The organism is Shewanella sp. HN-41, assembly GCF_000217915.1.
Lineage (GTDB): Bacteria > Pseudomonadota > Gammaproteobacteria > Enterobacterales > Shewanellaceae > Shewanella.
Genome location: NZ_AFOZ01000001.1, coordinates 1 through 21,428, shown reverse-complemented (window position 1 = coordinate 21,428; position 21,428 = coordinate 1). Strand labels below are relative to the sequence as shown.

General features: G+C 47.3%; 17 protein-coding genes and 3 pseudogenes. 11 read left to right on the top strand and 9 right to left on the bottom strand.

The window, feature by feature from the left end:
* The first annotated feature begins 1 nt into the window (after position 1).
* Together SOHN41_RS00095 and SOHN41_RS00090 are read left to right on the top strand one after the other, a co-directional pair.
* Positions 2-700 (top strand): potassium channel family protein, encoded by a 699-nt coding sequence (locus SOHN41_RS00095; RefSeq protein WP_007644029.1) that lies wholly within the window; start codon positions 2-4, stop codon positions 698-700.
* A gap of 1 nt (position 701) precedes the next feature.
* The gene (locus tag SOHN41_RS00090) at positions 702-2,066 is read left to right on the top strand and encodes a TrkH family potassium uptake protein (RefSeq protein ID WP_037457664.1); all 1,365 of its coding nucleotides are present in this window, start codon (positions 702-704) and stop codon (positions 2,064-2,066) included.
* Between the two features lie 273 nt (positions 2,067-2,339).
* On the opposite strand, the gene SOHN41_RS00085 is transcribed toward SOHN41_RS00090, so the two are convergent.
* Together SOHN41_RS00085 and SOHN41_RS00080 are read right to left on the bottom strand one after the other, a co-directional pair.
* Positions 2,340-3,344: a PIN domain-containing protein gene (locus SOHN41_RS00085; protein WP_007644026.1), complete on the bottom strand. Its 1,005-nt coding sequence runs from the start codon at positions 3,342-3,344 to the stop codon at positions 2,340-2,342.
* Between the two features lie 42 nt (positions 3,345-3,386).
* Complete coding sequence (locus SOHN41_RS00080) at positions 3,387-4,436, bottom strand: DUF2971 domain-containing protein (protein ID WP_007644025.1); 1,050 nt, start codon at positions 4,434-4,436, stop codon at positions 3,387-3,389.
* A 1,016-nt stretch (positions 4,437-5,452) separates the two neighbouring features.
* Here SOHN41_RS00080 and SOHN41_RS00075 point away from each other — a divergent pair.
* The gene (locus SOHN41_RS00075; RefSeq protein ID WP_007644016.1) at positions 5,453-7,420 is read left to right on the top strand and encodes a tetratricopeptide repeat protein; all 1,968 of its coding nucleotides are present in this window, start codon (positions 5,453-5,455) and stop codon (positions 7,418-7,420) included.
* A gap of 127 nt (positions 7,421-7,547) precedes the next feature.
* Here SOHN41_RS00075 and SOHN41_RS00070 read toward each other — a convergent pair.
* Positions 7,548-7,817, bottom strand: a pseudogene (locus SOHN41_RS00070) (aminoacetone oxidase family FAD-binding enzyme); the annotation flags it as partial.
* Between the two features lie 82 nt (positions 7,818-7,899).
* Here SOHN41_RS00070 and SOHN41_RS20000 point away from each other — a divergent pair.
* The 4 genes and pseudogenes from SOHN41_RS20000 to SOHN41_RS19660 form a co-directional block, all read left to right on the top strand.
* Positions 7,900-8,238, top strand: a complete 339-nt coding sequence (locus SOHN41_RS20000; protein WP_037457663.1) for a TolC family protein — start codon at positions 7,900-7,902, stop codon at positions 8,236-8,238.
* Between the two features lie 77 nt (positions 8,239-8,315).
* Positions 8,316-10,841 (top strand): heavy metal translocating P-type ATPase, encoded by a 2,526-nt coding sequence (locus tag SOHN41_RS00060; protein ID WP_007644012.1) that lies wholly within the window; start codon positions 8,316-8,318, stop codon positions 10,839-10,841.
* Between the two features lie 302 nt (positions 10,842-11,143).
* Positions 11,144-11,338, top strand: a complete 195-nt coding sequence (locus SOHN41_RS00055) for a heavy-metal-associated domain-containing protein (RefSeq protein ID WP_007644011.1) — start codon at positions 11,144-11,146, stop codon at positions 11,336-11,338.
* A 209-nt stretch (positions 11,339-11,547) separates the two neighbouring features.
* Positions 11,548-11,814, top strand: a pseudogene (locus tag SOHN41_RS19660) (hypothetical protein); the annotation flags it as partial.
* Between the two features lie 40 nt (positions 11,815-11,854).
* Here SOHN41_RS19660 and SOHN41_RS00050 read toward each other — a convergent pair.
* The 4 genes and pseudogenes from SOHN41_RS00050 to SOHN41_RS00035 form a co-directional block, all read right to left on the bottom strand.
* Entirely contained in the window at positions 11,855-13,039 is a 1,185-nt protein-coding gene (locus SOHN41_RS00050; protein WP_037457668.1) for an NAD(P)/FAD-dependent oxidoreductase, read from the bottom strand.
* A gap of 291 nt (positions 13,040-13,330) precedes the next feature.
* Positions 13,331-14,347 (bottom strand): NAD(P)H-dependent glycerol-3-phosphate dehydrogenase, encoded by a 1,017-nt coding sequence (gene gpsA / locus SOHN41_RS00045; RefSeq protein WP_007644009.1) that lies wholly within the window; start codon positions 14,345-14,347, stop codon positions 13,331-13,333.
* A gap of 4 nt (positions 14,348-14,351) precedes the next feature.
* On the bottom strand, positions 14,352-14,837 hold the full coding sequence (gene secB / locus SOHN41_RS00040) for a protein-export chaperone SecB (protein ID WP_007644008.1): 486 nt from the start codon (positions 14,835-14,837) through the stop codon (positions 14,352-14,354).
* A 266-nt stretch (positions 14,838-15,103) separates the two neighbouring features.
* Positions 15,104-15,539: pseudogene (locus SOHN41_RS00035) on the bottom strand (rhodanese-like domain-containing protein).
* A 264-nt stretch (positions 15,540-15,803) separates the two neighbouring features.
* Between SOHN41_RS00035 and gpmM the strand changes: the two are divergent.
* Genes gpmM through SOHN41_RS00015 form a run of 4 tightly spaced genes read left to right on the top strand, consistent with a single transcriptional unit; the run spans position 15,804 to position 20,498 of the window.
* Positions 15,804-17,348, top strand: a complete 1,545-nt coding sequence (gene gpmM, locus SOHN41_RS00030) for a 2,3-bisphosphoglycerate-independent phosphoglycerate mutase (RefSeq protein ID WP_007644005.1) — start codon at positions 15,804-15,806, stop codon at positions 17,346-17,348.
* A 10-nt stretch (positions 17,349-17,358) separates the two neighbouring features.
* Positions 17,359-18,492 (top strand): murein hydrolase activator EnvC family protein, encoded by a 1,134-nt coding sequence (locus SOHN41_RS00025; protein ID WP_007644004.1) that lies wholly within the window; start codon positions 17,359-17,361, stop codon positions 18,490-18,492.
* Between the two features lie 32 nt (positions 18,493-18,524).
* Positions 18,525-19,730 (top strand): S41 family peptidase, encoded by a 1,206-nt coding sequence (locus SOHN41_RS00020; RefSeq protein WP_007643997.1) that lies wholly within the window; start codon positions 18,525-18,527, stop codon positions 19,728-19,730.
* A gap of 12 nt (positions 19,731-19,742) precedes the next feature.
* Positions 19,743-20,498 carry a divergent polysaccharide deacetylase family protein gene (locus SOHN41_RS00015; protein WP_007643995.1) on the top strand — a complete coding sequence of 252 codons (756 nt, stop codon included), beginning with the start codon at positions 19,743-19,745 and terminating at the stop codon, positions 20,496-20,498.
* Here SOHN41_RS00015 and SOHN41_RS00010 read toward each other — a convergent pair.
* Together SOHN41_RS00010 and SOHN41_RS00005 are read right to left on the bottom strand one after the other, a co-directional pair.
* Entirely contained in the window at positions 20,473-20,928 is a 456-nt protein-coding gene (locus tag SOHN41_RS00010) for an Rrf2 family transcriptional regulator (RefSeq protein WP_007643993.1), read from the bottom strand. The two genes, SOHN41_RS00015 and SOHN41_RS00010, sit on opposite strands and share 26 nt — an antisense overlap.
* A 22-nt stretch (positions 20,929-20,950) precedes the next feature.
* The gene (locus SOHN41_RS00005) at positions 20,951-21,205 is read right to left on the bottom strand and encodes a YkgJ family cysteine cluster protein (RefSeq protein ID WP_037457666.1); all 255 of its coding nucleotides are present in this window, start codon (positions 21,203-21,205) and stop codon (positions 20,951-20,953) included.
* Positions 21,206-21,428: the final 223 nt, after the last annotated feature.

Genomic DNA, 21,428 nt, shown 5'->3' with positions numbered 1-21,428 from the left:
TATGGCGCATTTTACGGTCATTGGTTTAGGGCGATTTGGCGTCGCCGCCAGCCTTGAATTGATCCACCTAGGCCACACAGTAACGGGCGTCGATAGCGACCCGAAAATGGTTGAAAAATATGTTGAAAGCCTAACCGAAGCCGTGATTTGCGACTGCTCAGACGAAACCGCACTGCGGGAGCTTGACCTCGCGAACAGTGAAGCCGTGCTTGTCGCCATTGGTGAAGATATGCAGTCAAGTTTACTGTGTACTTTGGCGCTTAAAAATCTCGGTGTAGAAATCATTTGGGTCAAAGCCAGCACTAAGGCACACCACACTATCGTCTCTAAACTCGGTGTCGCTCGTATCATTCACCCGGAAGAAGAAATGGGTATTCGTGTCGCCCAGTCACTTAACTATCCCATGGTAAATAACTTTCTCGCCATTGGTGATGGGCTTTATATTGTTGAAATTCATATTAAACCCCACCTAGATCAAACCACAGTATCCCAACTACTGGGTTCGGTGCAGGATGGCACACAAGACGACTTAACCAATATAAAGCGCAATCCTAAGGGCAAAGTCGCCGCCGTGATGGTTAAGCGTGATGTGGCAGTATTTAGCCGGATCGATGGCAGCTTTGTACTACAGACCCATGACGCTTTGCTGCTTTGTGGCAGCCGCAGCGAGCTTAAATATCTCGCCCCAAGGTTGGTGTAAGGTGGTTCAATGGCATCCCTCCATTATGGCAGTCGAGCATAACCCCAGATCCGATAGAAAACTGTTTGGCGCCCCACCTTTTATTCTAAGCGTCAGCTTTGCACTGCTAATCATCCTAGGCACTAGCTTACTCAAACTGCCAATAGCGACCGAATCTTCTATCACTTGGTTGCAAAGCCTGTTTACTGCCACCTCAGCGGTAACAGTAACCGGACTTGTGGTGGTCGACACTGGGACGGTATTTACCCCATTCGGACAAATCGTCATCGCCCTGTTAATTCAACTCGGCGGGCTTGGGTTGATGACCTTTGCCATTGTGACTCTAATTGCCCTTGGCGGTAAGATTGGCTTTCTACAGCAAACAGTGGCGAAAGAGGCATTTAATCAAACAGATACTTCAACATTAGTCTCGACCGCCAAAGCCGTATTGCTGTTTTCATTGCTAGTCGAAGCCATGGGCATGCTGATTTTATCTGTCTATTGGAGCGACGAGCTGGGTTGGAAAATCAGTATATTCCACGGTTTTTTCTATACCATTAGCGCCTTTAATAACGCAGGTTTTGCCCTCAGTGCCGACAGCCTAATGCCCTATGTGGCCGATCCCGTAGTTAACCTGACCATCACAGGTTTGTTTATCATTGGCGGTTTAGGGTTCTCGGTATGGATAGATCTTCGCCGCAATAAACGTTGGTCAAAACTCAGCGTTTACAGCCGCATGATGATCATAGGCACTATCATAATCAACGCCGTGGCCGTGATTGCGATTTATCTGATTGAGAACAACAATCCCAACACCTTGGCACCCTTAAGCGAATTCGGCAAATGGTTGGCCTCATGGTTTCAGGCAGTCACACCGCGTACCGCCGGCTTTAATACATTAGCCATAGACCAACTCGAAGACGGCACGACACTGCTTATGCTGGTATTGATGTTTATCGGTGGCGGCTCATTAAGCACCGCCAGCGGGATTAAGGTGGTCACTTTTATGGTGCTGATTTTGGCAACCTATGGCTACCTACGCCGCGACGAAGCAGTTTATGTGTTTAAGCGGGAAATCCCCAAAGACACTATTAGCAAAGCCTTGGCACTCACCATGATCTCCATCGGCGTCACTTGGCTGGCCATCTTCGCACTGGTATTAAGCGAAACAGCACCCTTAATCGATATCATCTTCGAGGCCATATCTGCACTGGGCACAGTTGGTTTATCCCGCGGATTAACCGGCAATTTATCGAATGCAGGCCAAGGGATTATCATCTTTATGATGTTTATGGGCCGCCTAGGCCCTCTGATGCTGGCCTACTTTCTTGCTAATCCAAGGGTGACAAAACTGCGCTACGTAGAAACCAAACTGGCGATTGGTTAAGTAGATTGGTGGATGGCAGGCACTACGATCAAGTTGGCTCTGAATCAGTTCTCTAGAGATTTGATTCATTCGATGGGGAAAAAACCGCCCCAGAATAGCCGCAAACGAGGGATTGGGACGGGTTTTAGCGGTTAGCGTGAATCAGTCTGGTGTAGAGAGATTCACTGGCTCACTTTGGGACAAAAGCGAGCTAGGGAATTGTCCAAAATCGTTTCTATCAGATTAGAAAAAGTATTTTGAAACCTTAAATACTTTGTTAACTCTGCAGTCTACTTAAGTGTCTAACATATCCCACTCATCACCTAGCACCCAACGTAATGCGGATAGCTTTCCATTAATCATTCCCCACTCGAAGTCTGACCAAGGACCTGTATCCTCGTAAATATCTTCGACTTTTTGAGCTGCTCTTATTGCTCCATCGAGGATATGCTCGTGGATCACATCATTTCCATAGCGTTCAGTACCTTCTGGAACTACCTCGATTTCTCCATGCTCTATTTTCCACATTCGGTTCTGATGACGGTTATACCAAACTTTGTCTACTAACTCGTCCATTACATCAAGGATTTCACGTAAACCTCTAGTCTCCTCGGTATAGTCATACTCAAACTTAAGACCTGCTAAAATATCTTCGTTGATCGCATTTATTGCTGATATCAAATTGTTGAAGTAACAGACGTTTTCTTCACTAAATATTCTGTCAAAGTCTGCATGAGGCTTTCTATGATCTTTGGCGGAAAAGTCATTGTGATTATGAGTGATAAAATAACTGCTATCACTTGATTCTATACCCAGTGAAAACTCATGAAATTGCTCAATAATTACTGCGTCAGCTACAGAGTTTTTACTGATATGGAATGGAGCTTTTTTATCTAAACCTCTTTGAACTGCTGCAATTTTTGAACGCTCACTAATACCAATTCGTTCAGCCGACTCTATTAGCTTTTCTACTCTGTGAATTGTGGTGTAGTTCGCATCGGTCAAAAGAGGAAGTCGAGCATGAATATCATTTAATACCTCAATAGTTTGCTCCTGATTCTCGCCTGCAAACTCTCTTACAACATCTTTAACTTGTTTGAACTCTTGAGAAAGACGTCTTGCAGTCTTATTTGCAACATCTTCTTTATTTCTTTCGTACTCTTCAGCGACTAGATCTGTTACAACTAATTTTGCCATGCCTGCTGCAACCAGTTCCTCCAATGCTGAAACTAAAGGAAGATCTTGCTTTTTCGTTGAAATATCGAGAAGAACACAAGTATCAAGAAATAAATAAAACATAATACCTCAAATATGATGAATTTCCGCTGTTAAAGTATCTTGTTACACTGCAAGATCACTGATCTCAATATCGCCATAAATATTGTGTTTTGCAACGCGCAATTTTAGGTGAGACAAGTTTTCATTTTTCCTTACCAGCTCAGTGATAGTTGATTTATCAAATTCACTCATACTGTAACCAAAAATGATAGATTCAAAGGCATCAAACGGTATTCGTTTGAGATTGATTTCAGAGTAACTTTGAAGCATAAGGGAGAGTTCATTAGGTAATTCAACTCCAAATTCTGGTTGTCTAACTGGTCCTTTTTTTTCGTCACAGAATATTAGAGGGCATACAATTCGAGTTTCATCTTCAGAAGACCATTGTTTGGCTTTCGAATATAGCAGCCGTTCCGATAAATCAACTACATCAATACCATTTCGACTAAATGATTGCATAACTCCTAATGGATTACCTAGATTCGCAACATGGAAGTTCTTTAACGGAGCACCATTCATTCTTATCATACCTTTATAATATGTAAGAGAAGCTCTTTTATCTGGAGTATAACTAACATCTTTCGGGGGAAATTGGTTGAAAAACGCATGGCTCTCATTGAAAGTAACAGCTAGTCCCTTACCTTCACTAGCATAATGTGTCCACATAAGTTCATTTGTATCAGACTTTGACAGGGATAAAACCCCTAACTGGCAGCTTAATGCCTCAACTAAAAATGAGTTGACTCTTTCAACTGCTTGAGTAAGTTGCTCCCGATCATAATCTTCCATTGAGTTGAAGCCTTCTTGAGCTAGCATATGCGGGAAATGGTCTCCAAATCGAGAGCCACACGGTTTTAGGAAGAAGTTTTCTAATTCTTCATTTGATGGGACATAGGAAGGATCGGTTTGCATTTTATCATGTTCTTTTTTTGCCCATACATAATCCGCTGGTGAAAATTCATTAAAATATGGCCATAGCCTTGCCTCACTTCCTTTATCATTAAGGTATTTAGGCTGAGTCATACGAAATAAACCGTTTGATATAAATTCTACTCGTGGTGACCAACGATTAGTTCCATTATCGAAAACCAAACCATAATACTTTACAAGCATTAATACTCTCCAGTCGTGTAAACCTACCTGTGCGCCACCTTATCCACACATAATGCGCTATATTTCATGCGCTTGCAATTTACAACCAGTCCGTCATTTGAATCAAAAATTATGTATTAGAATGCAGTAAAGCCATTTATTTCGACAGAAAATCCCTACACACCTTCAGATAACTTTTTATAAGGCAAAGTCACATTAACAGGTGGTGAATGAGTATTTGCTCTAAATTATTTTGGGGCAATAGCTTTTTAGCTGAATGAACAGCCAGAGGGGTAGTTAAGATTGGCATTGTTGCACCAGTGACCTTCTAAAACATGGATGTTTTAGTAGAGCCCTCAGGGACGAGTTAATGGCGTGTCACTGGGGAAGCAATGACAATTAATGCGTAATGCGCATAACTCAACTGTCTTGCTTTGGGGCAAAGATTTGTTAGCCCAAAGCTCATGAAAAATGATCGCGTTCACGCGTGAACCAGACTAGGTAAATCTGATTCATCGATTTTTAAGTCATCAAGAGTTTTATATTAAAAATAGGGATGGGCAGGCATATCATTTATCCAAGGTAGATAGGGCGAGTTGATCTACTTGGTCAGGTGCGAATAATGTAGTGGTACTGAATTTAGAAAAAACGAAGACATTTTTAACCTGTTAAATCAATACAATGGATTAAGAAAACTCAACCCAAAGATTGTCTTTACTGAGTACAAATAGCCTTTGTTTTAATTTTATCACTCTTATTGTTGGCTAGGGCCAACCCCCGATCCCATTGGAAATTCAATCAGCCGAGCCAGCCACTGACATTCATGACTTCGGTGGAGGGCTCGAGTGGGATATCTAAACTCTTTTGGCTATTAATAATTTGCAGGCAATGATCTATATACGGCAAAATCACAACGCCAGCATTTAGGGCAAGGTCAGATGACCCATCTCACATTCGCATACAGCTTGACCAATAAGCCAACCCTGTGAAAGGATGGAAACGCTTCAAATTATATTCTGCATAAATAGGGAGTTAGGGTGCGAGTTAACTTTTTAATCATAGTGCTAACCTTGCTCAGTATCCCCCAGCTAGCTTTAGCTACACCCGATCCCTTAACAAAACTCAATATACAAGCAACCACAGGCGCAGCGGCGGGCTATGTGCCAGATCGGGCCTGTAGCACTTGCCATATGAATCTTTACCAGTCTTACCAATCTGTGGGGATGGCGCGTTCTTTTACACTCCCAGCCAATGCTAAACCGATAGAGAAATTTGGCGAGGAATTTTACCACGCCGCTTCTGAGCGTTATTACCGTATAGATAAACATGACGATAAACTCACTTTTTATCGCTATCAAAAAGACCTCAATGGCAAGCCCATCAATACCTTTACGACCCCCATTGACTGGGTGCTAGGGTCGGGGAATCGCGCCCGCAGTTACCTATATCGTACTGAGCTAGGGGAGTTATTTATGCTACCGCTGGGATGGTATTCCCAAACAAATGAATGGGGTATGTCACCCGGATTTGAAAATAAAACCCATTATGGTGTGCAGCGGCAGGTAAGAAGAGAGTGTCTCTTTTGCCACAATGCCTTTCCAGAAGTCGCGGTGGCCAGTGACAATCATTTAGCACCTCATCTTTTTCCATTGGAACTCCCCCAAGGCACTGGCTGTCAACGCTGCCATGGCCCAGGCGCAGATCATATCCGCGCAGCCCTGAATGTGCGTCCTAGCCAAGAGATACAAGCCAAGATAATTAACCCCCGCAGGCTGCCAGCAGAAGAAAGAGATTCGGTCTGTTTTCAATGCCATATGTTACCCGCGGTTAGCATAGTGGGCGCGAGGAAGTTCGATCGCAGTGACTATTCCTTCCGGCCCGGTCAGAAACTCTCCGAATATTTAGTCCATGTCGAAACGACCGAGGCCGATACTCGCTCCGAAGATAAATTTGAAATCAATCATCATGGTTATCGCTTCTGGCAAAGCCAATGCTACCAAAAAAGTGCGGGACAGTTGGCCTGTATTAGTTGCCATGATCCCCATATCAAACCGGAATCGATGAGTTTCCGTAAGACGGTCTCGGCCAAGTGCCTTAACTGCCATCAACAAGCATCCCAATTACATAAGCAAGCTATTGATACTGAAGGTGACTGTGTTACTTGCCATATGCCAACACGACGCACCCAAGATGTCATTAAAGTCACAATGACGGATCATCGTATTGCCAAAGGTCCCTTTGATCTCAAGGAATTACAGCGGGAGAGGCACCGCACAGAGCCAGTGATCACAGAGCTAAACATCTTACCCTGGGGAACACCTCCTAAGAATGATGAAGCCAAAATTTATCGAGCCACGGCCACACTCAGGTCACTGACCACCCAAGATGCCACCAGCGCACTTAAAAACTTGCTCATCAAAAATCAATTACCTTTACTGGTACCCTATGTCGATTTATTGAATTCTGAGCTCAAATTACATCGATATGAGGGCGCCGAAAACACTGTAAGCTATCTTCTACGACAGGGTATTAAGGATCCTGCCGTATTGACCCGTTTAGGCATAATGCAACTCGGACAAGGCAAATTAAAGGAAGCTATTTCCACCTTAGAGGGATCCCTCAGCATTGAAGCTACGCCAGAAACCTATTACAACTTAGGGTTAGCAGCCTTCAAATTAGACGATAGGCCTAAAGCACTGGCCAGTATAGAAGCCGCAATTGCGATGCGGCCAAATATGCACTCGGCATGGTTTTATAAAGGACAATTGCTGACTCTTATGCATCAACCTCTCGATGCGATTGCAGCCTTCAAACGATCTCTGCAAATTTCCCCAAACTACACTAAAGCCTATGAGTCATTAATCCCTCTGCTACGGGAGACAGGGCAATTTGCGGAGGCGACGCGTTATCTCGATATAGGATTGCGCTCGGCAGATCAACCACAGTCGCTGCGGTTGTTAGCTCCTACCCCAGAAACATCCGCGACAAAGATAGAACAACAATGAGGATATGACCTGTAACTTGAGGACGAGTGACAGGGGTTGACGATCAACAGCTATGAGTCGTTAACTAATAAATCCTGAGTGTACTAAAGGGTATAGTAATCAATTACAGAGCCTAGACACTGAGTGTTTATGTTTTAAGTTTATCACTCTTATGGGCGACACCGCTTGCCCAACGGCAACGCCGGATGCCGCCTAACCCGTCGCTAACATCCATCAACTCGCCGATAAAAAACAGTCCTAGAACCTTAATGGCTCCCATGGTCTTGGAGGGCAACTCATGGCTATCGACGTCGCCTTGCGTCACTTCGGCAGTACCATAGCCTTCGGTGCCATTTATCAATACCGTCCAGCGATGGAGATCGTCGACCCGTTTTGCACGTTCGACGAGTACCAGTTTGTATCACTTCAGAGCTTCTGTTTTAAGCTACCTACGGCCACTCCCGAGCATGAAGTTCTCACCGTTAAAGAGATCGCTGTAGGTGACTGCGGGTCTGTTTTTAAGACGCACCGATATTGCATCTGCTGAACGGCTCCTTGCAGCAGCAACGGCTCAGATTGGAGTAGAGACGGCAAATCGTGAAGCTGCACGTCTTGCTCGACTTCGGTGTTTAAAAGGTGAGGGCAGCTATCTGGATGAACTAGAAGTTGAACAGCCAGACTTGGCAAGTAGGCGGGCACTCACTGTCGCTCGCACCAACCAACGGCTTGCTATTATTAGCATTTACAAGGCTCTGGGCGGAGGATGGGAAATTTGTACACAGGTGGATATGGACTGTAATGGGACAAACGGTATGCCTAATCTGCACGTCGTAAAATAAGTCAGTTACAGATATTGACCCTCCCGTTACGGGAGGTTTTAAGCTTGTCTCTAACAAAAACGTTAAGGAGCTGTTCAATGGTTTCCATTACCCAACAAGGTGCGAATCCATCCCAAACCACATTGACGCGTCTGAGCCTGCCGGTTGAAGGCATGACTTGTGCTTCGTGCGTCGGTCGGGTCGAGCGTGCACTCCAAGTCGTTCCCAACGTGCATACCGCCTCCGTTAATCTCGCCACCGAACGGGCCGATATTATCTTTAGCGGTATGGCCGATCCACAGGCGGCCGTGCACGCCATAGAGAGTGCAGGTTATGCGGTTCGCGAAGATAACACCGAACTGGCGATTGAAGATATGACCTGCGCCTCATGCGTAGGCAGGGTCGAGAAGGCACTCACAAAAATCCCCGGGGTGCTCGAAGCCAATGTCAATCTGGCAACCGAGCGGGCGCGGGTGCGCCATCTGGCAGGAGTCGTATCCGCAGCTGAGCTTGAGGCCGCGGTGGAACAAGCGGGTTACAAAGCCCACCGCTTGTCCGCCGAAGGACCGAATGAAAGCGAACAGGACACAGATCGTCGTGATAGTGAAGCGCAAGCGCTACAGCGTTCGATGTTGATTGCGACCATTCTCACCTTGCCAGTATTTGCCCTTGAAATGGGCTCGCACCTTATCCCTGCCATGCACCATTGGGTAATGGAGGTCTTGGATCAGCAGACGAACTGGTATGTGCAGTTCGCGTTTACCACTATGGTCCTTTTCGGCCCTGGCCTACGCTTCTTCCAAAAAGGCATTCCGGCGTTGCTGCGTGGTGCACCAGACATGAACTCGCTAGTCTCTGTCGGCACCGCGGCGGCTTACGGTTATTCGCTGGTCGCGACGTTTATTCCCGAGGTACTGCCGCAGGGCACAGCCAACGTCTATTTCGAAGCCGCAGCGGTGATTGTTACCTTAATCCTGCTGGGGCGCACCTTGGAGGCGCGCGCTAAGGGGCGAACCTCGCAGGCGATCAAACGGTTGGTCGGCCTGCAGGCGAAAACCGCGCGCGTGGAGCGCAACGGAGAAATGCTGGAAGTAGCACTTGATCAAGTGACGATTGGCGACATTGTATTCGTCCGTCCGGGGGAGAAGGTTCCGGTCGACGGCGAGGTGATTGAAGGCAACTCGTACGTTGACGAGAGCATGATCAGCGGCGAACCGATACCCGTGTCCAAAGGCGTGGGCGCCGAAGTCATTGGCGGCACGCTCAACAAGACAGGCGCGTTCAGTTTCCGTGTGACCAAAGTGGGGGCCAACACCGTCCTCGCGCAGATTATTCGCCTGGTGGAAGAAGCACAGGGCTCCAAGCTGCCGATTCAAGCACTGGTGGACAAGGTCACTATGTGGTTTGTCCCAGCAGTGATGGCTGCGGCCACTGTGACCTTCCTAGTCTGGCTGATTTTTGGCCCGACGCCGGCGCTGACATTTGCGTTGGTCAACGCGGTAGCGGTGCTCATTATTGCCTGTCCATGTGCCATGGGCCTGGCCACGCCGACCTCGATCATGGTCGGCACGGGCCGCGCGGCTGAGCTCGGGGTACTCTTTCGCAAGGGCGAGGCGTTGCAGACGCTACGCGATGTGACGATTATCGCCCTCGATAAGACTGGCACGCTGACCAAGGGTCAACCTGAGTTAACCGACCTCGTTCCCGCCGATGGCTTTGAATACGATGAAGTATTGGCGCTTGTCGCGGCGGTGGAGTCACGTTCCGAACATCCGATTGCCGAAGCGATTGTCAGCGCAGCAAAACAGAAGGGGATTACGCTCGCACCAATTGATGCCTTTGACGCCACCCCGGGCTTTGGCGTGACGGCGAAGGTCGCCGCTCGCACCGTCTCTGTGGGGGCCGACCGGTTCATGGCACAGCTGGGCCTTGATGTAACAGGCTTCAAGTCAACCGCCCAGCGTCTCGGCGAGCAAGGTAAAAGTCCTCTCTATGCGGCGATTGACGGCCGCCTAGCGGCAGTGATCGCGGTTGCCGACCCAATCAAGGAGACTACACCCGAAGCGATCAGAGCGCTGCATATGCAGGGGCTCAGGGTTGCGATGATTACCGGTGACAATGCGTCCACTGCGATGGCAATCGCCAAGCAATTGGGCATCGATGAGGTGGCGGCCGAAGTGCTGCCCGACGGTAAGGTTGCGGCGGTGAAGAAGTTTCGCAGCAATGGTGCGAAGGTTGCCTTTGTGGGTGACGGGATCAACGACGCACCGGCGCTCGCCGAAGCAGACATAGGGCTTGCCATTGGCACCGGCACCGATGTGGCAATCGAAGCCGCTGACGTGGTGCTGATGTCGGGCGACTTGCGTGGTGTGCCGAACGCCATCGCCCTCAGCCAAGCGACGATCCGCAACATCAAGCAAAACCTGTTCTGGGCCTTCGCTTACAACGCGTTGTTGATACCGGTTGCGGCTGGCGCACTGTACCCAGTGAACGGCACGCTGCTTTCACCGATTTTCGCCGCGGCGGCGATGGCACTATCCAGTATCTTTGTGCTCGGCAACGCACTGCGGCTCAAGCGTTTTCGGGCACCGATGGCGCTTGATAATAGCACCGAGACACAGTGAGTTTAGGAGGGAATAATGATGAATATCGGTCAAGCGGTGAAAACTGCAGAATTGTGTTCACAGGCTAAACATAGGTTGCCTAGGTTTGGGGTCGATACATCCGCCTCATCACGCGCTTCTCGGCCTCGCGTTGACCCTGTCGAGGCCAACCGGCTTCGATGGTCCCTTTCTCGAAGATGCTAAACGCGGGATAGTAATTTAGTCATTGAAGTTGATGTAAAAATATCACTAAAAAGTGTTTGACCTTGTCACACGGTTAAACATCATATTAGTCAGACACAGTAACAAACTAGGAGATTAAGATGCTGCGTTTCTATATTCCCAACATGACCTGTGGCGGCTGCGCTAAGTCCGTCACCAAAACACTGCTAAGTGTCGACCCACAAGCTCGTATCGAAACTGACCCATCCACACATGAAGTTAGGGTCGATAGCACCTTGGACGAGAACGCGTTCCTCACAGCGCTGACTGAGGCTGGATATCCGGACAAACAATGACACTAAATAGCCACAGCTTTAGATAAATATTGCTATTTCCTGCCGAGTGATTTCAATGCTCGGCTTTTCAGGATAAACACATACGTCACTCGCTTTGCTATGAGATCAACGGCTACAGATCTGCCCCAAGAAAGGTAACGGGTTACTCAACTTGAACTAAGAATTAACCCTTTTTACTTTTGCTTGAAGGGAGTTAGCAAGGACTCTTTATCGCCCCCAAAGGCGGGATATTTGTTATCCCAAAGTGGCACTATAAAAATACACCTCAAGAGAAGGTCGATTGATGTTTATATCGATATCAGCATTTAGTAGAAAATGCTTTTGGAAGAATCAAACACTATCGAGCGATATCAACAATATATGACAAGCTAGCAAGGAATTACGCCAGTATGGCTTCACTGGCGTTGACGTTAATGTGGCTACCTATGTATTGCTGGGCAACATTTGTATCGCAAAGATCAACAAGCCCTAGATAGCCTGCAATCTACATTTAATGACTCTTATGTAAGCGAGAGGCTAGACCGCTTGCCCTGCGGCGACGCCGGATGCCCAAGCCCATTGAAAGTTAAACCCACCTAACCAACCACTGACGTCCATGACTTCACCGATAAAATAGAGTCCTGCAACTTTACTGGCTTCCATGGTTTTGGATGACAACTCATGACTATCGACGCCGCCTAAGGTGACTTCGGCGGTACGGTAGCCTTCGGTGCCATTCATTAGTACTGTCCAGCGGTGGAGATCATCGACCAGTTTAGCGCGCTCTGCATGCACCAATTGATTTAAGGCTTTGTTTAATAAAACCTCATCGAATAGCACTTCTACCAGCCGCTTAGGTAACCACTGGCTTAAGGTATTACGCAGACTCTGTTTGGGATGTGCGGCCAGTTGTTGCTCTAAGGCCTGTGCGGCATCCATATTAGGTAATAGATTGATTTCTATGGTTTCGCCCGCTTTCCAGTAGTTGGAAATCTGTAAAATAGCGGGGCCAGATAAGCCGCGATGGGTAAATAGCAGCGCTTCGCTAAAGGCTGTGCCATCTTTGGCAGTGATGCGGCTCGGTACAGCAATGCCTGACAGAGGTTCGAAGCGGATTTTGTCTTCACTGTGCCAAGTAAAAGGCACTAGCCCCGCGTGGGTTGGCAATACCTTAAGGCCAAACTGCTCGGCCAGTTGATAACCGTAAGGCGTGGCGCCCAGCTTTGGCATGGATAAACCACCCGTGGCGATAACCAAGGAGTCACAGCTTAACTCGCCATTAGAGGTTTTAAGCTCAAAGCGCCCTGCTTCATTTTTGCTAACGGCCAGAATATCGGTGCGCAGTTTGATCGTCACGCCCGCCCATTCACATTCGGTCAGCAGCATAGTGACTATCTCTTTGGCCGAGTCATTACAGAACAGTTGGCCGTGATCGCGTTCGTGGTATTCAATACCGTGGCGTTCGACCAGTTCAATAAATTGCTGTGAGGGATAACGCGCCAGTGCCGATTTAACAAAATGCGGATTACCACAGATAAAGTTAGCGGGCTCGACTTTCAAGTTGGTGAAGTTACAACGCCCGCCGCCGCTGATGAGGATTTTACGCCCCGCTTGCTTAGCATTATCGAGTACGAGTACATCACGGCCTCGGTAACCCGCGGTCGCTGCACACATCAATCCCGCGGCGCCGGCTCCGATAATAATGACATCATGATGTTTCACGCTCTTACTCCACACAGATAAATTGATTACGCTGTTGCCCATTCAATACAAATCCATAAGCCTTCAAAGGCTTGCTAGCAGCTTAGGGTTAATATTTGCATTGGGGCACAAATCCCCTCTTTCACCATCTGACCTCCAGGGATGGAGGAAATGCCCGCCTGATGTAGGGAACATCAAGGACCATGGCGATCGGGGATACTTCTTGCACCAGAAGTCCATGTATAAAAAAGGGCGCTATTTTAGCACCCTTTGTTTTATTCGGCATTACAGCTTGATATCAGACCCGCGCAGTTATTGTGCTGGCGTTTCTGATTTCTTTTCTCTGCTGAGCAACTCTTTGGCTGCATCGACCGGAGCCTTACCTTGGTACAAGACTTGGTAGATTTGCTCTGTGATCGGCATTTCGACCCCGAGGCGTTTCGCAAGGGTAAACACTTCTTTGGTATTGCGATAACCTTCAACCACTTGGCCGATTTCAGCCTGTGCGGTATCCACATCACAGCCTTTACCTAAGGCTAAACCGAAACGACGGTTACGGGATTGGTTGTCAGTACAGGTCAGCACGAGATCGCCTAACCCCGCCATTCCCATAAAGGTGGCCGCATTGGCCCCTAAGGCTTCGCCTAAACGCGTCAACTCGACTAGACCACGGGTGATTAAGGCCGTTCTAGCATTGGCACCAAAGCCGATACCGTCGGACATGCCCGCGCCAATGGCGATCACGTTCTTTACCGCGCCGCCAAGTTGCAGTCCGGTAAAGTCATCATTGGCGTAAACCCGTAGACGTTTAGGACTGTGCAGCAACTCGACGAGATCGTTGGTGAACTGAGGACAAGTCCCCGCGACCGAAATGGCTGTAGGTAAACCCATGGCTAATTCTTTCGCAAAGGTTGGCCCAGATAACACCGCCAGTGGATATTGCTCACCTAATACATCACGGGCCACATCTTGCAGTAGACGCCCCGTTTCAGGCTCGAGCCCTTTAGTTGCCCAGACGATGCGCGCATCACTACGGAGTAACGGTTTAGCTTGCTCAAGCACAGTACCAAACACATGGCTTGGCACCACCACTAACACATTGTTACTGGCCGCTAAGGCTTTGGCTAAATCGGCTTCGATCTGTAAACAATCTGGGAATGCAATGCCAGGCAAAAATGCTTGGTTGCACTTGTCTTGCGCGAGCGTTTGCATGTGGACAGGATCGTGTCCCCATAACAAGGTCTTATGACCATTGCTGGCTAAAGAGATGGCAAGGGCGGTGCCATATGAGCCCGCCCCTAATACCGTGATGTCGGCAGAGTTTTTCATGTAATTAAGCGTTTGCTTCTTCGGCTGCTGGAGCAGCTGCAGCGGCTTGACGTTGTTGCACGTATTGGGCAAACAACGCATCGAAGTTCACTGGTGCTAGGTTCAGTTGTGGGAAAGTACCACGACCAACTAAGCTACCCACAGCTTCACGGGCATATGGGAACAGGATGTTAGGGCAGTATGCGCCTAATGAATGTGCCAATTGTGGCTCAGTTAAACCAACGATAGAGAAAATACCCGCTTGTTGGACTTCACATAGGAAAGCGGTATCGCCACCATTTTGTGCAGTCACAGTCAGAGACAGTACGACTTCGTATACGTCATCGGCTAATTTAGCGCTGCGCGTGTCTAAATCTAACTTCACTTCTGGATTCCATTCTTTTTGGAATACCGCAGGGCTGTTAGGCGTTTCAAAAGAAACATCTTTAGTGTAAACACGTTGAATGTTGAATTGTGGGGCTTGTTGTTCGTTGTTTGCTACTTCAGCCATAATTTCCTACCTATCCTATCAATGTTGTGCCAGCTTTTCGTTGAAGGCTGACTTATATGTCTATTTAGCTTGGGCTTTGGGGCTAGAGGCCTGTATCAATCCCAGTACCATCCCAATCTTTAACCCTAGAGTGTACTTTCTAACGAGTCTAAAAACTTAATCTAAGCCCTTAGCGACCGCAGGATCAGTATGCCAAACAATGATGACTCTATTGCTGCATCGTCGAGAGGACTGTTGCAGCACAAATCATAACTGCCGCCGACAACTTATCTTTTGCTTTTTGAAACAGGCATATTCGCTGCCTGCCATTCACCCATACCACCTTTTAAGTTATACAGATTCTCAAAACCCTGTTTGCTTAAAAGCTGAGCCGCTTGAGACGAGGTCATGCCAGCATTGCATACAAGTATAATGGGACTGGCTTTAAACTTTTCAAGGGCTGAAGTTTGATTATTTTTGATATCCGCCAGTGTAACGTTAAGCGCATCAACAATGTGACCCTTACGGAACTCATCGCTTGAACGCACATCAACCACTTTTGCGTCCTGTCTGTTCACCATAATGGTTAATTCTTGGTGAGTAATATTTTTGATTTTTAGATAGACTCGATTTGATCACGCTGATCACAAGCACTACCAATAATCCCACCCAAGCCAGACTTAACATAGAGTGAGCTTTAAAAAATTCGATATATTCTTGCATGATTACAGCCCGTATAAATGGCGAAAATTCGATAAGGGCACAGAGTATACCCATTGCCTTGGCAGATTGCAGCAGTTTAGTCACAGTTCGAGAACACAGTTTAAGCCCAGCCGTATCGGCGTTCTCTCTATGCTCACATAATCCGATGAATTAGTGATTCGATAACCTTAATCTAGGTAAAGCGCTTTTTCGTACCCCGCTTACGTAGTAATATTTAACCAATTTCAGATTTCTATCGCTTCTTTAAAACTTAAAGGTAACACCATGACGACAACTAAACGTCCAATCGCGTTGTTGATCCTCGATGGCTGGGGCTACCGTGAAAATACGCATATGAATGCCATTTTCCACGCTAAGACTCCGGTACTCGACCGCCTCAATGACCAATATGCCCACGGTTTGATTTCTGGTTCTGGTTTAGATGTAGGTTTGCCCGATGGCCAGATGGGTAACTCTGAAGTAGGCCATATCAATCTAGGCTCCGGCCGTATCGTGTATCAAGAACTCACTCGTATCAGTAAAGCGATTAGCGACCATGAGTTTGAGACAAACCCAGCCCTATGCGATGCCGTTGACTCAGCAATTAAAGCCAATGGCGCTGTGCACATTATGGGTCTGCTTTCTCCCGGTGGTGTTCACAGCCACGAAGAACATATCGAAGCCATGTGCCGTATGGCCGTGGCACGCGGTGCGACTCGGGTTTATTTACACGCTTTCCTCGATGGCCGCGATACTCCCCCACGCAGCGCTAAGGGCAGCTTAAGCCATTTTGATGATCTGTTTACTACATTAGGCCATGGCCGCGTGGCATCGATTATCGGCCGTTACTTCGCGATGGACAGGGATAATCGTTGGGACCGCGTATCTCAAGCCTATGATCTGATCACCCAGGGCAAAGCAAAGTTCCAATACGGCAATGCAGTCACCGCATTGGAAGCCGCCTATGCGCGCGATGAAAACGACGAGTTTGTGTCTTCATCGGCAATCACAGATGCAGACGGCCAAGTCACGACCTTGCAAGATGGCGATGCGCTGATATTTATGAATTTCCGCGCCGACCGTGCCCGCCAGATCACCCGCAGCTTTATCAACCCTGACTTTGACGGTTTCGAACGTGCTGTCGTGCCTAAGATACACTTTGTCACCCTAACGGAATATGCGGCAGATATTAAGGCTCCTATAGCCTATCCATCTGAAAACCTAGTGAATACTCTAGGTGAAGTGTTGCAGAAACAAGGCCGTACTCAACTGCGGATCTCTGAAACTGAAAAGTACGCCCATGTGACCTTCTTCTTCAACGGCGGTAAGGAAGATCCATTCGAGGGTGAAGATCGCATCCTAATTAACTCACCTAAAGTGGCGACTTACGATTTACAGCCAGAGATGAGTTCGACCGAACTGACCGACAAACTCGTGGCTGCGATTGAATCGACCAAGTACGATGTGATCATCTGTAACTACCCCAATGGCGATATGGTTGGCCACACGGGTAATTTCGATGCCGCCGTTAAAGCCTGTGAGGCTGTCGATGCCTGTATCGGCCGCGTGGTTGAAGCGCTGGCTAAAGTCGGTGGGGAATGTATTATTACCGCTGACCACGGCAACGCAGAACAAATGACCGACGAAACCACAGGCCAAGCCCATACGGCCCACACCAGTGAACTCGTCCCCTTTGTATTTGTGGGCCGAGATGCAAGTATCGATGTCGGTGGCAAACTGAGCGATATCGCACCTACGATTCTGCATCTGTTGGGTGAAGCCATTCCCGCAGAGATGACGGGTAAGCCATTAATCCATATTAAAGAGTAATTGTTACCTAGTGAGCACTCGACTCCTTGTTAAAGCCAGCATTCTTGCTGGCTTTATGATGTTATCTTTCTCGGCTAACGCTTCTGATTTGGAGAAGCGTCAGTCCGAGTTGAAATCAATCCAAGCGCAAATAAATAAACAACAAAGCGCGCTTAAAAACACCAGTAAGCAACGGGAAAAATTACTGTCATTGCTACGTAGCGATGAAGAGGCGATTGCGACGGCCGCCAAAAAAGTCAACAACACCAAAAACAGCCTAGCGCAGATTGATACTAAGCTCGCCGAACTCAAACAACGCCAAGAAGAGTTAGAAACTCTCAAGGTGAGCCAACAAAAGACGCTCTCTAAACAACTGTCGAGCGCCTATTTAGCGGGTAATCACGATTACACTAAGATGATGCTAAACCAGCAAAGCCCCGCCACCATTGAGCGCATGCTGGCTTATTATCAATATCTAAACAAAGCACGGATGAAGTCAATCAACGAATTAAAACAGACTCTCACCGAGCTTGATGAAATTAAAATCTCACAAACCAGCAAGCAGCAACAACTCACTAAGCTGATCGCCGAGCAACAAGTGCAATCTAAGCGCTTGAGCCAAGAACAAAACCAACGTCAACAGACCCTTAATGAATTGCAGCGCACACTCAACACTAAAGGCGCCGAACTTGAACAACTGCAAATTGAAGAGGCGAGCTTAAAGCGGGTTGTCGAACAGGCCCTGCGGGCAATGAAAGACAATCCCTCAATGGAAGGTTTTGGTAAGCAAAGCGGTAAGCTTAAATGGCCGACAAAAGGTCGAGTCAGCGCCAGCTTTGGTAGCCCACGTTCAGGCCAAGTGATGTGGAAAGGTACAATGCTATCTGCACCCGAAGGGCAAAATATTCGTGCCGTTTCCGGTGGAAAGGTGATCTACGCCGACTGGTTGCGAGGGTTTGGTATGGTAATGGTGATCGACCACGGAAAAGGCTATATGAGTCTCTATGGTCACGCACAGGCCTTACTGAAAAGCCCAGGTGATATGGTCAAAAGCGGCGAAGCGATTGCTTTAGTCGGACGTTCGGGTGGACAGACCGAGCCTGGCCTATACTTTGAAATAAGGTATAAGGGGCAAGCCGTCGATCCAGCGAAATACTGTCGCTAACATGGCCGTCCCAACAGCAACAGGGGACGGCTATGAAACACATGATCCGCTATATCGCCTGCGTTGGATTCGGCCTAACCTTAGGCCTTTCCATCAGCCTCTCCAGCCAAGAGAATACTAAATCCTACCGCAGCGGCTTTGACTACCCTTTACTTCAGGATGTGCTGGAAACCGTAGAAACCTATTATGTTAAAACCGTTTCCAAGGAAGAATTAGTCCAAGCGGCCATCAAAGGGATTTTTGAGCATTTAGATCCCTACTCTAGCTTCCTAAACCATCAAGATTTGCTTGATTTAAAAGACGCTAACCGAGGGGAATATTTTGGTTTCGGCTTTGAAGTCGCCAGCGATAAAGATCGGATCAGCGTGATAGCCCCCTTTGCTAATTCTCCCGCTGAACAGGCGGGCATTCAAGCCGGTGACACTGTTATCAAACTGAATAATAAGCCCGCAACAAAAACCAATCTTGCTGATATTCTTAATGAAATCAAGCAACATAGCCTGAACAAACAGAGCATCAGCCTCACACTAAAACACCACAACGACAGCACCGAGTTTGAGGTGTCACTCACGCCAAGTACCATCACAATCCAATCGGTTACGAGTAAATTACTGCAAGGCAATATAGGCTATATCAGACTCAGTAGCTTTCAAGAGAACTCCACCACAGATATGATTCGTTCGCTTAACCAATGGCAAGCTATTCCCCTAAACGGGCTTATTCTCGATCTGCGAAACAACCCAGGAGGGTTACTCGATCAAGCCATCAAAATTGCCGATCTCTTTCTCGCCAAGGGACGTATTGTTTCGACTAGTGGGCGATTTTTCGATGCCAATTCGGATTATTACGCCTCGCCACAAACCATGCTTACTAATGTGCCTATGCTAGTACTGATCAATAAAGGCTCGGCTTCTGCATCCGAAGTGCTCGCCGCAGCACTGCAGGAAAATGGCCGCGCTAAACTCTTAGGTGAAACCAGCTTTGGTAAAGGTACAGTCCAAAGCCTAATCCCGATCCTCAACGATGGTAATGCGATTAAGCTAACCATCGCTCAATACAACACCCCAAAAGGAGAAAACATTCACGATATCGGTATCGAGCCTGACATAAAAATTACTAAGCCAGCTGGCTCCAACGAAGAGAATACGGCTATAATCGATGCCCTCTCTGCGCGTGAAGACGTTGCCCAAGACCATATAGTCACTTCGGCTATTACTTGGATACAACACCATGACTAATAAGAAGAAACTGTGCGCTTATTTTACTGTTTGGCCTTCTTAGCCCTATCTATTACCCCGTGTTATGCAGCACAAATTGCGCTGATTATTGATGACATAGGTTACCGTCACACGGATGAAGCAGTACTCGCCCTGCCTAGCACTGTGACGCTATCCGTATTGCCGCACACACCACTCAGCAAAAAGCTGGCAAAGGCAGGGCATGCAAAAGGCCATGAGATAATGCTTCATCTCCCCATGCAAGCACTCAACGGTAAAGCATTAGGTCCTGGCGGATTAACAAACTCGATGAACGAAGCGCAAATCCGCGCCAATGTGTTAGATGCAATAGCGAGCGTACCCTTTGCTAAGGGTGTGAATAATCATATGGGCAGTTTACTGACTCAATTGGATGATCCCATGCTCTGGGTCATGGAGAGTCTGAAACAGAAGCAATTGTATTTTGTCGACAGCATGACGACGCAGTTTACTCGGGCGAGGGATAAAGCAGAGCAGCTAGGGATTCCAACATTAAAACGCCAACTCTTTCTCGATAATAACCTGAGTGAATCAGCCTTAGAAAAACAATTTAATCTCATGATAGAACAAGCGCATATTCAAGGAAATCTTGTTGCAATAGCCCATCCTTATCCAGAAACAATCCGCTTCTTAAAGGCTAATCTAGCGCGTCTCAAGGCAGAAGAAATTGAGTTGGTGCCCACGTCAAGACTACTCCCTATCGACTTAGTCCATAGGGAACGTACTAATCTAGCTGTAAGACTGAAATAGACATATCGGGCAGCAAGGAAAGCAGCTCATTGCGATTACTGACGATATCCTGCAAGCTATATTGATCGAGCACATTTAAATAAGCTGCAACCGCCTCTGCTAACACCCCCTTCAACTGACACGCGGGGGTAAATCGACAGTAAGGTTTGCTGCAATCTATCGGTGCCAATGAGTTTTCTAACGCACGGATCAGTTGCCCAAGATTAATCTCACTCGCAGATTTACCTAGGCGAAAACCGCCCATCTTACCGCGAATGGTTTCTAGATAACCCAGTTTTCCTAAATGGTGCACAATTTTAGACACATGATTTGGTGATAAATCAAATACCTGGGTTATTTCAGCAATTCGGAATAATGTTTTTCTGTCCGGCTGAACAGCCAAATACATGAGCGTGCGAACACCAAAATCGGTATAGCGTGTTAACTGCATAATTCACCTGTCAGCGAAAAACTCAATGAGACGTCTGAGATTCAAGGTTGCTAATCAACCAAAGCGCCTCTTCATTTGAATGACCACATACATCCTCAGATGCATCAAAATCACTACAAACATCGGGACGATCCGGAGAGCCGAAAATCAAACATAAATTATCGTCGCTCAACTGCACACAGCGTTCACCTGCGGCTTTACCATTTGGCATTCCAGGTATTTCACTGCTAATTGATGGTGCAATACAGCAAGCACCACACCCTAGACGACAATTCATTTTATTACTCACAAATATAACTGGCATTATACAGTTTAATCCATCAGAGATCAGTGCCAAGGGTCAATACTGCCAAGTCGCGCACAAGTGCGATTGAATGAGAACCAAAGGAATTGCATCAATGAATATGCGTAAACTTTTTAAAAATTGAGCAAGCTCGCCATTTTAGACTTAAAAATACACAACGAAAAAAGCCCCATCTTTCGATGAGGCTTTCGTCTTG

Excerpts from the sequence above, each read along its gene's own strand:
- SOHN41_RS00095 (WP_007644029.1), top strand. The coding sequence starts at position 2 with ATGGCGCATTTTACGGTCATTGGTTTAGGGCGATTTGGCGTCGCCGCC.
- SOHN41_RS00085 (WP_007644026.1), bottom strand. The coding sequence starts at position 3,344 with ATGTTTTATTTATTTCTTGATACTTGTGTTCTTCTCGATATTTCAACG.
- SOHN41_RS00080 (WP_007644025.1), bottom strand. The coding sequence starts at position 4,436 with ATGCTTGTAAAGTATTATGGTTTGGTTTTCGATAATGGAACTAATCGT.
- SOHN41_RS00060 (WP_007644012.1), top strand. The coding sequence starts at position 8,316 with ATGGTTTCCATTACCCAACAAGGTGCGAATCCATCCCAAACCACATTG.
- SOHN41_RS00055 (WP_007644011.1), top strand. The coding sequence starts at position 11,144 with ATGCTGCGTTTCTATATTCCCAACATGACCTGTGGCGGCTGCGCTAAG.
- gpsA (WP_007644009.1), bottom strand. The coding sequence starts at position 14,347 with ATGAAAAACTCTGCCGACATCACGGTATTAGGGGCGGGCTCATATGGC.
- secB (WP_007644008.1), bottom strand. The coding sequence starts at position 14,837 with ATGGCTGAAGTAGCAAACAACGAACAACAAGCCCCACAATTCAACATT.
- gpmM (WP_007644005.1), top strand. The coding sequence starts at position 15,804 with ATGACGACAACTAAACGTCCAATCGCGTTGTTGATCCTCGATGGCTGG.
- SOHN41_RS00020 (WP_007643997.1), top strand. The coding sequence starts at position 18,525 with ATGAAACACATGATCCGCTATATCGCCTGCGTTGGATTCGGCCTAACC.
- SOHN41_RS00010 (WP_007643993.1), bottom strand. The coding sequence starts at position 20,928 with ATGCAGTTAACACGCTATACCGATTTTGGTGTTCGCACGCTCATGTAT.
- SOHN41_RS00005 (WP_037457666.1), bottom strand. The coding sequence starts at position 21,205 with ATGAATTGTCGTCTAGGGTGTGGTGCTTGCTGTATTGCACCATCAATT.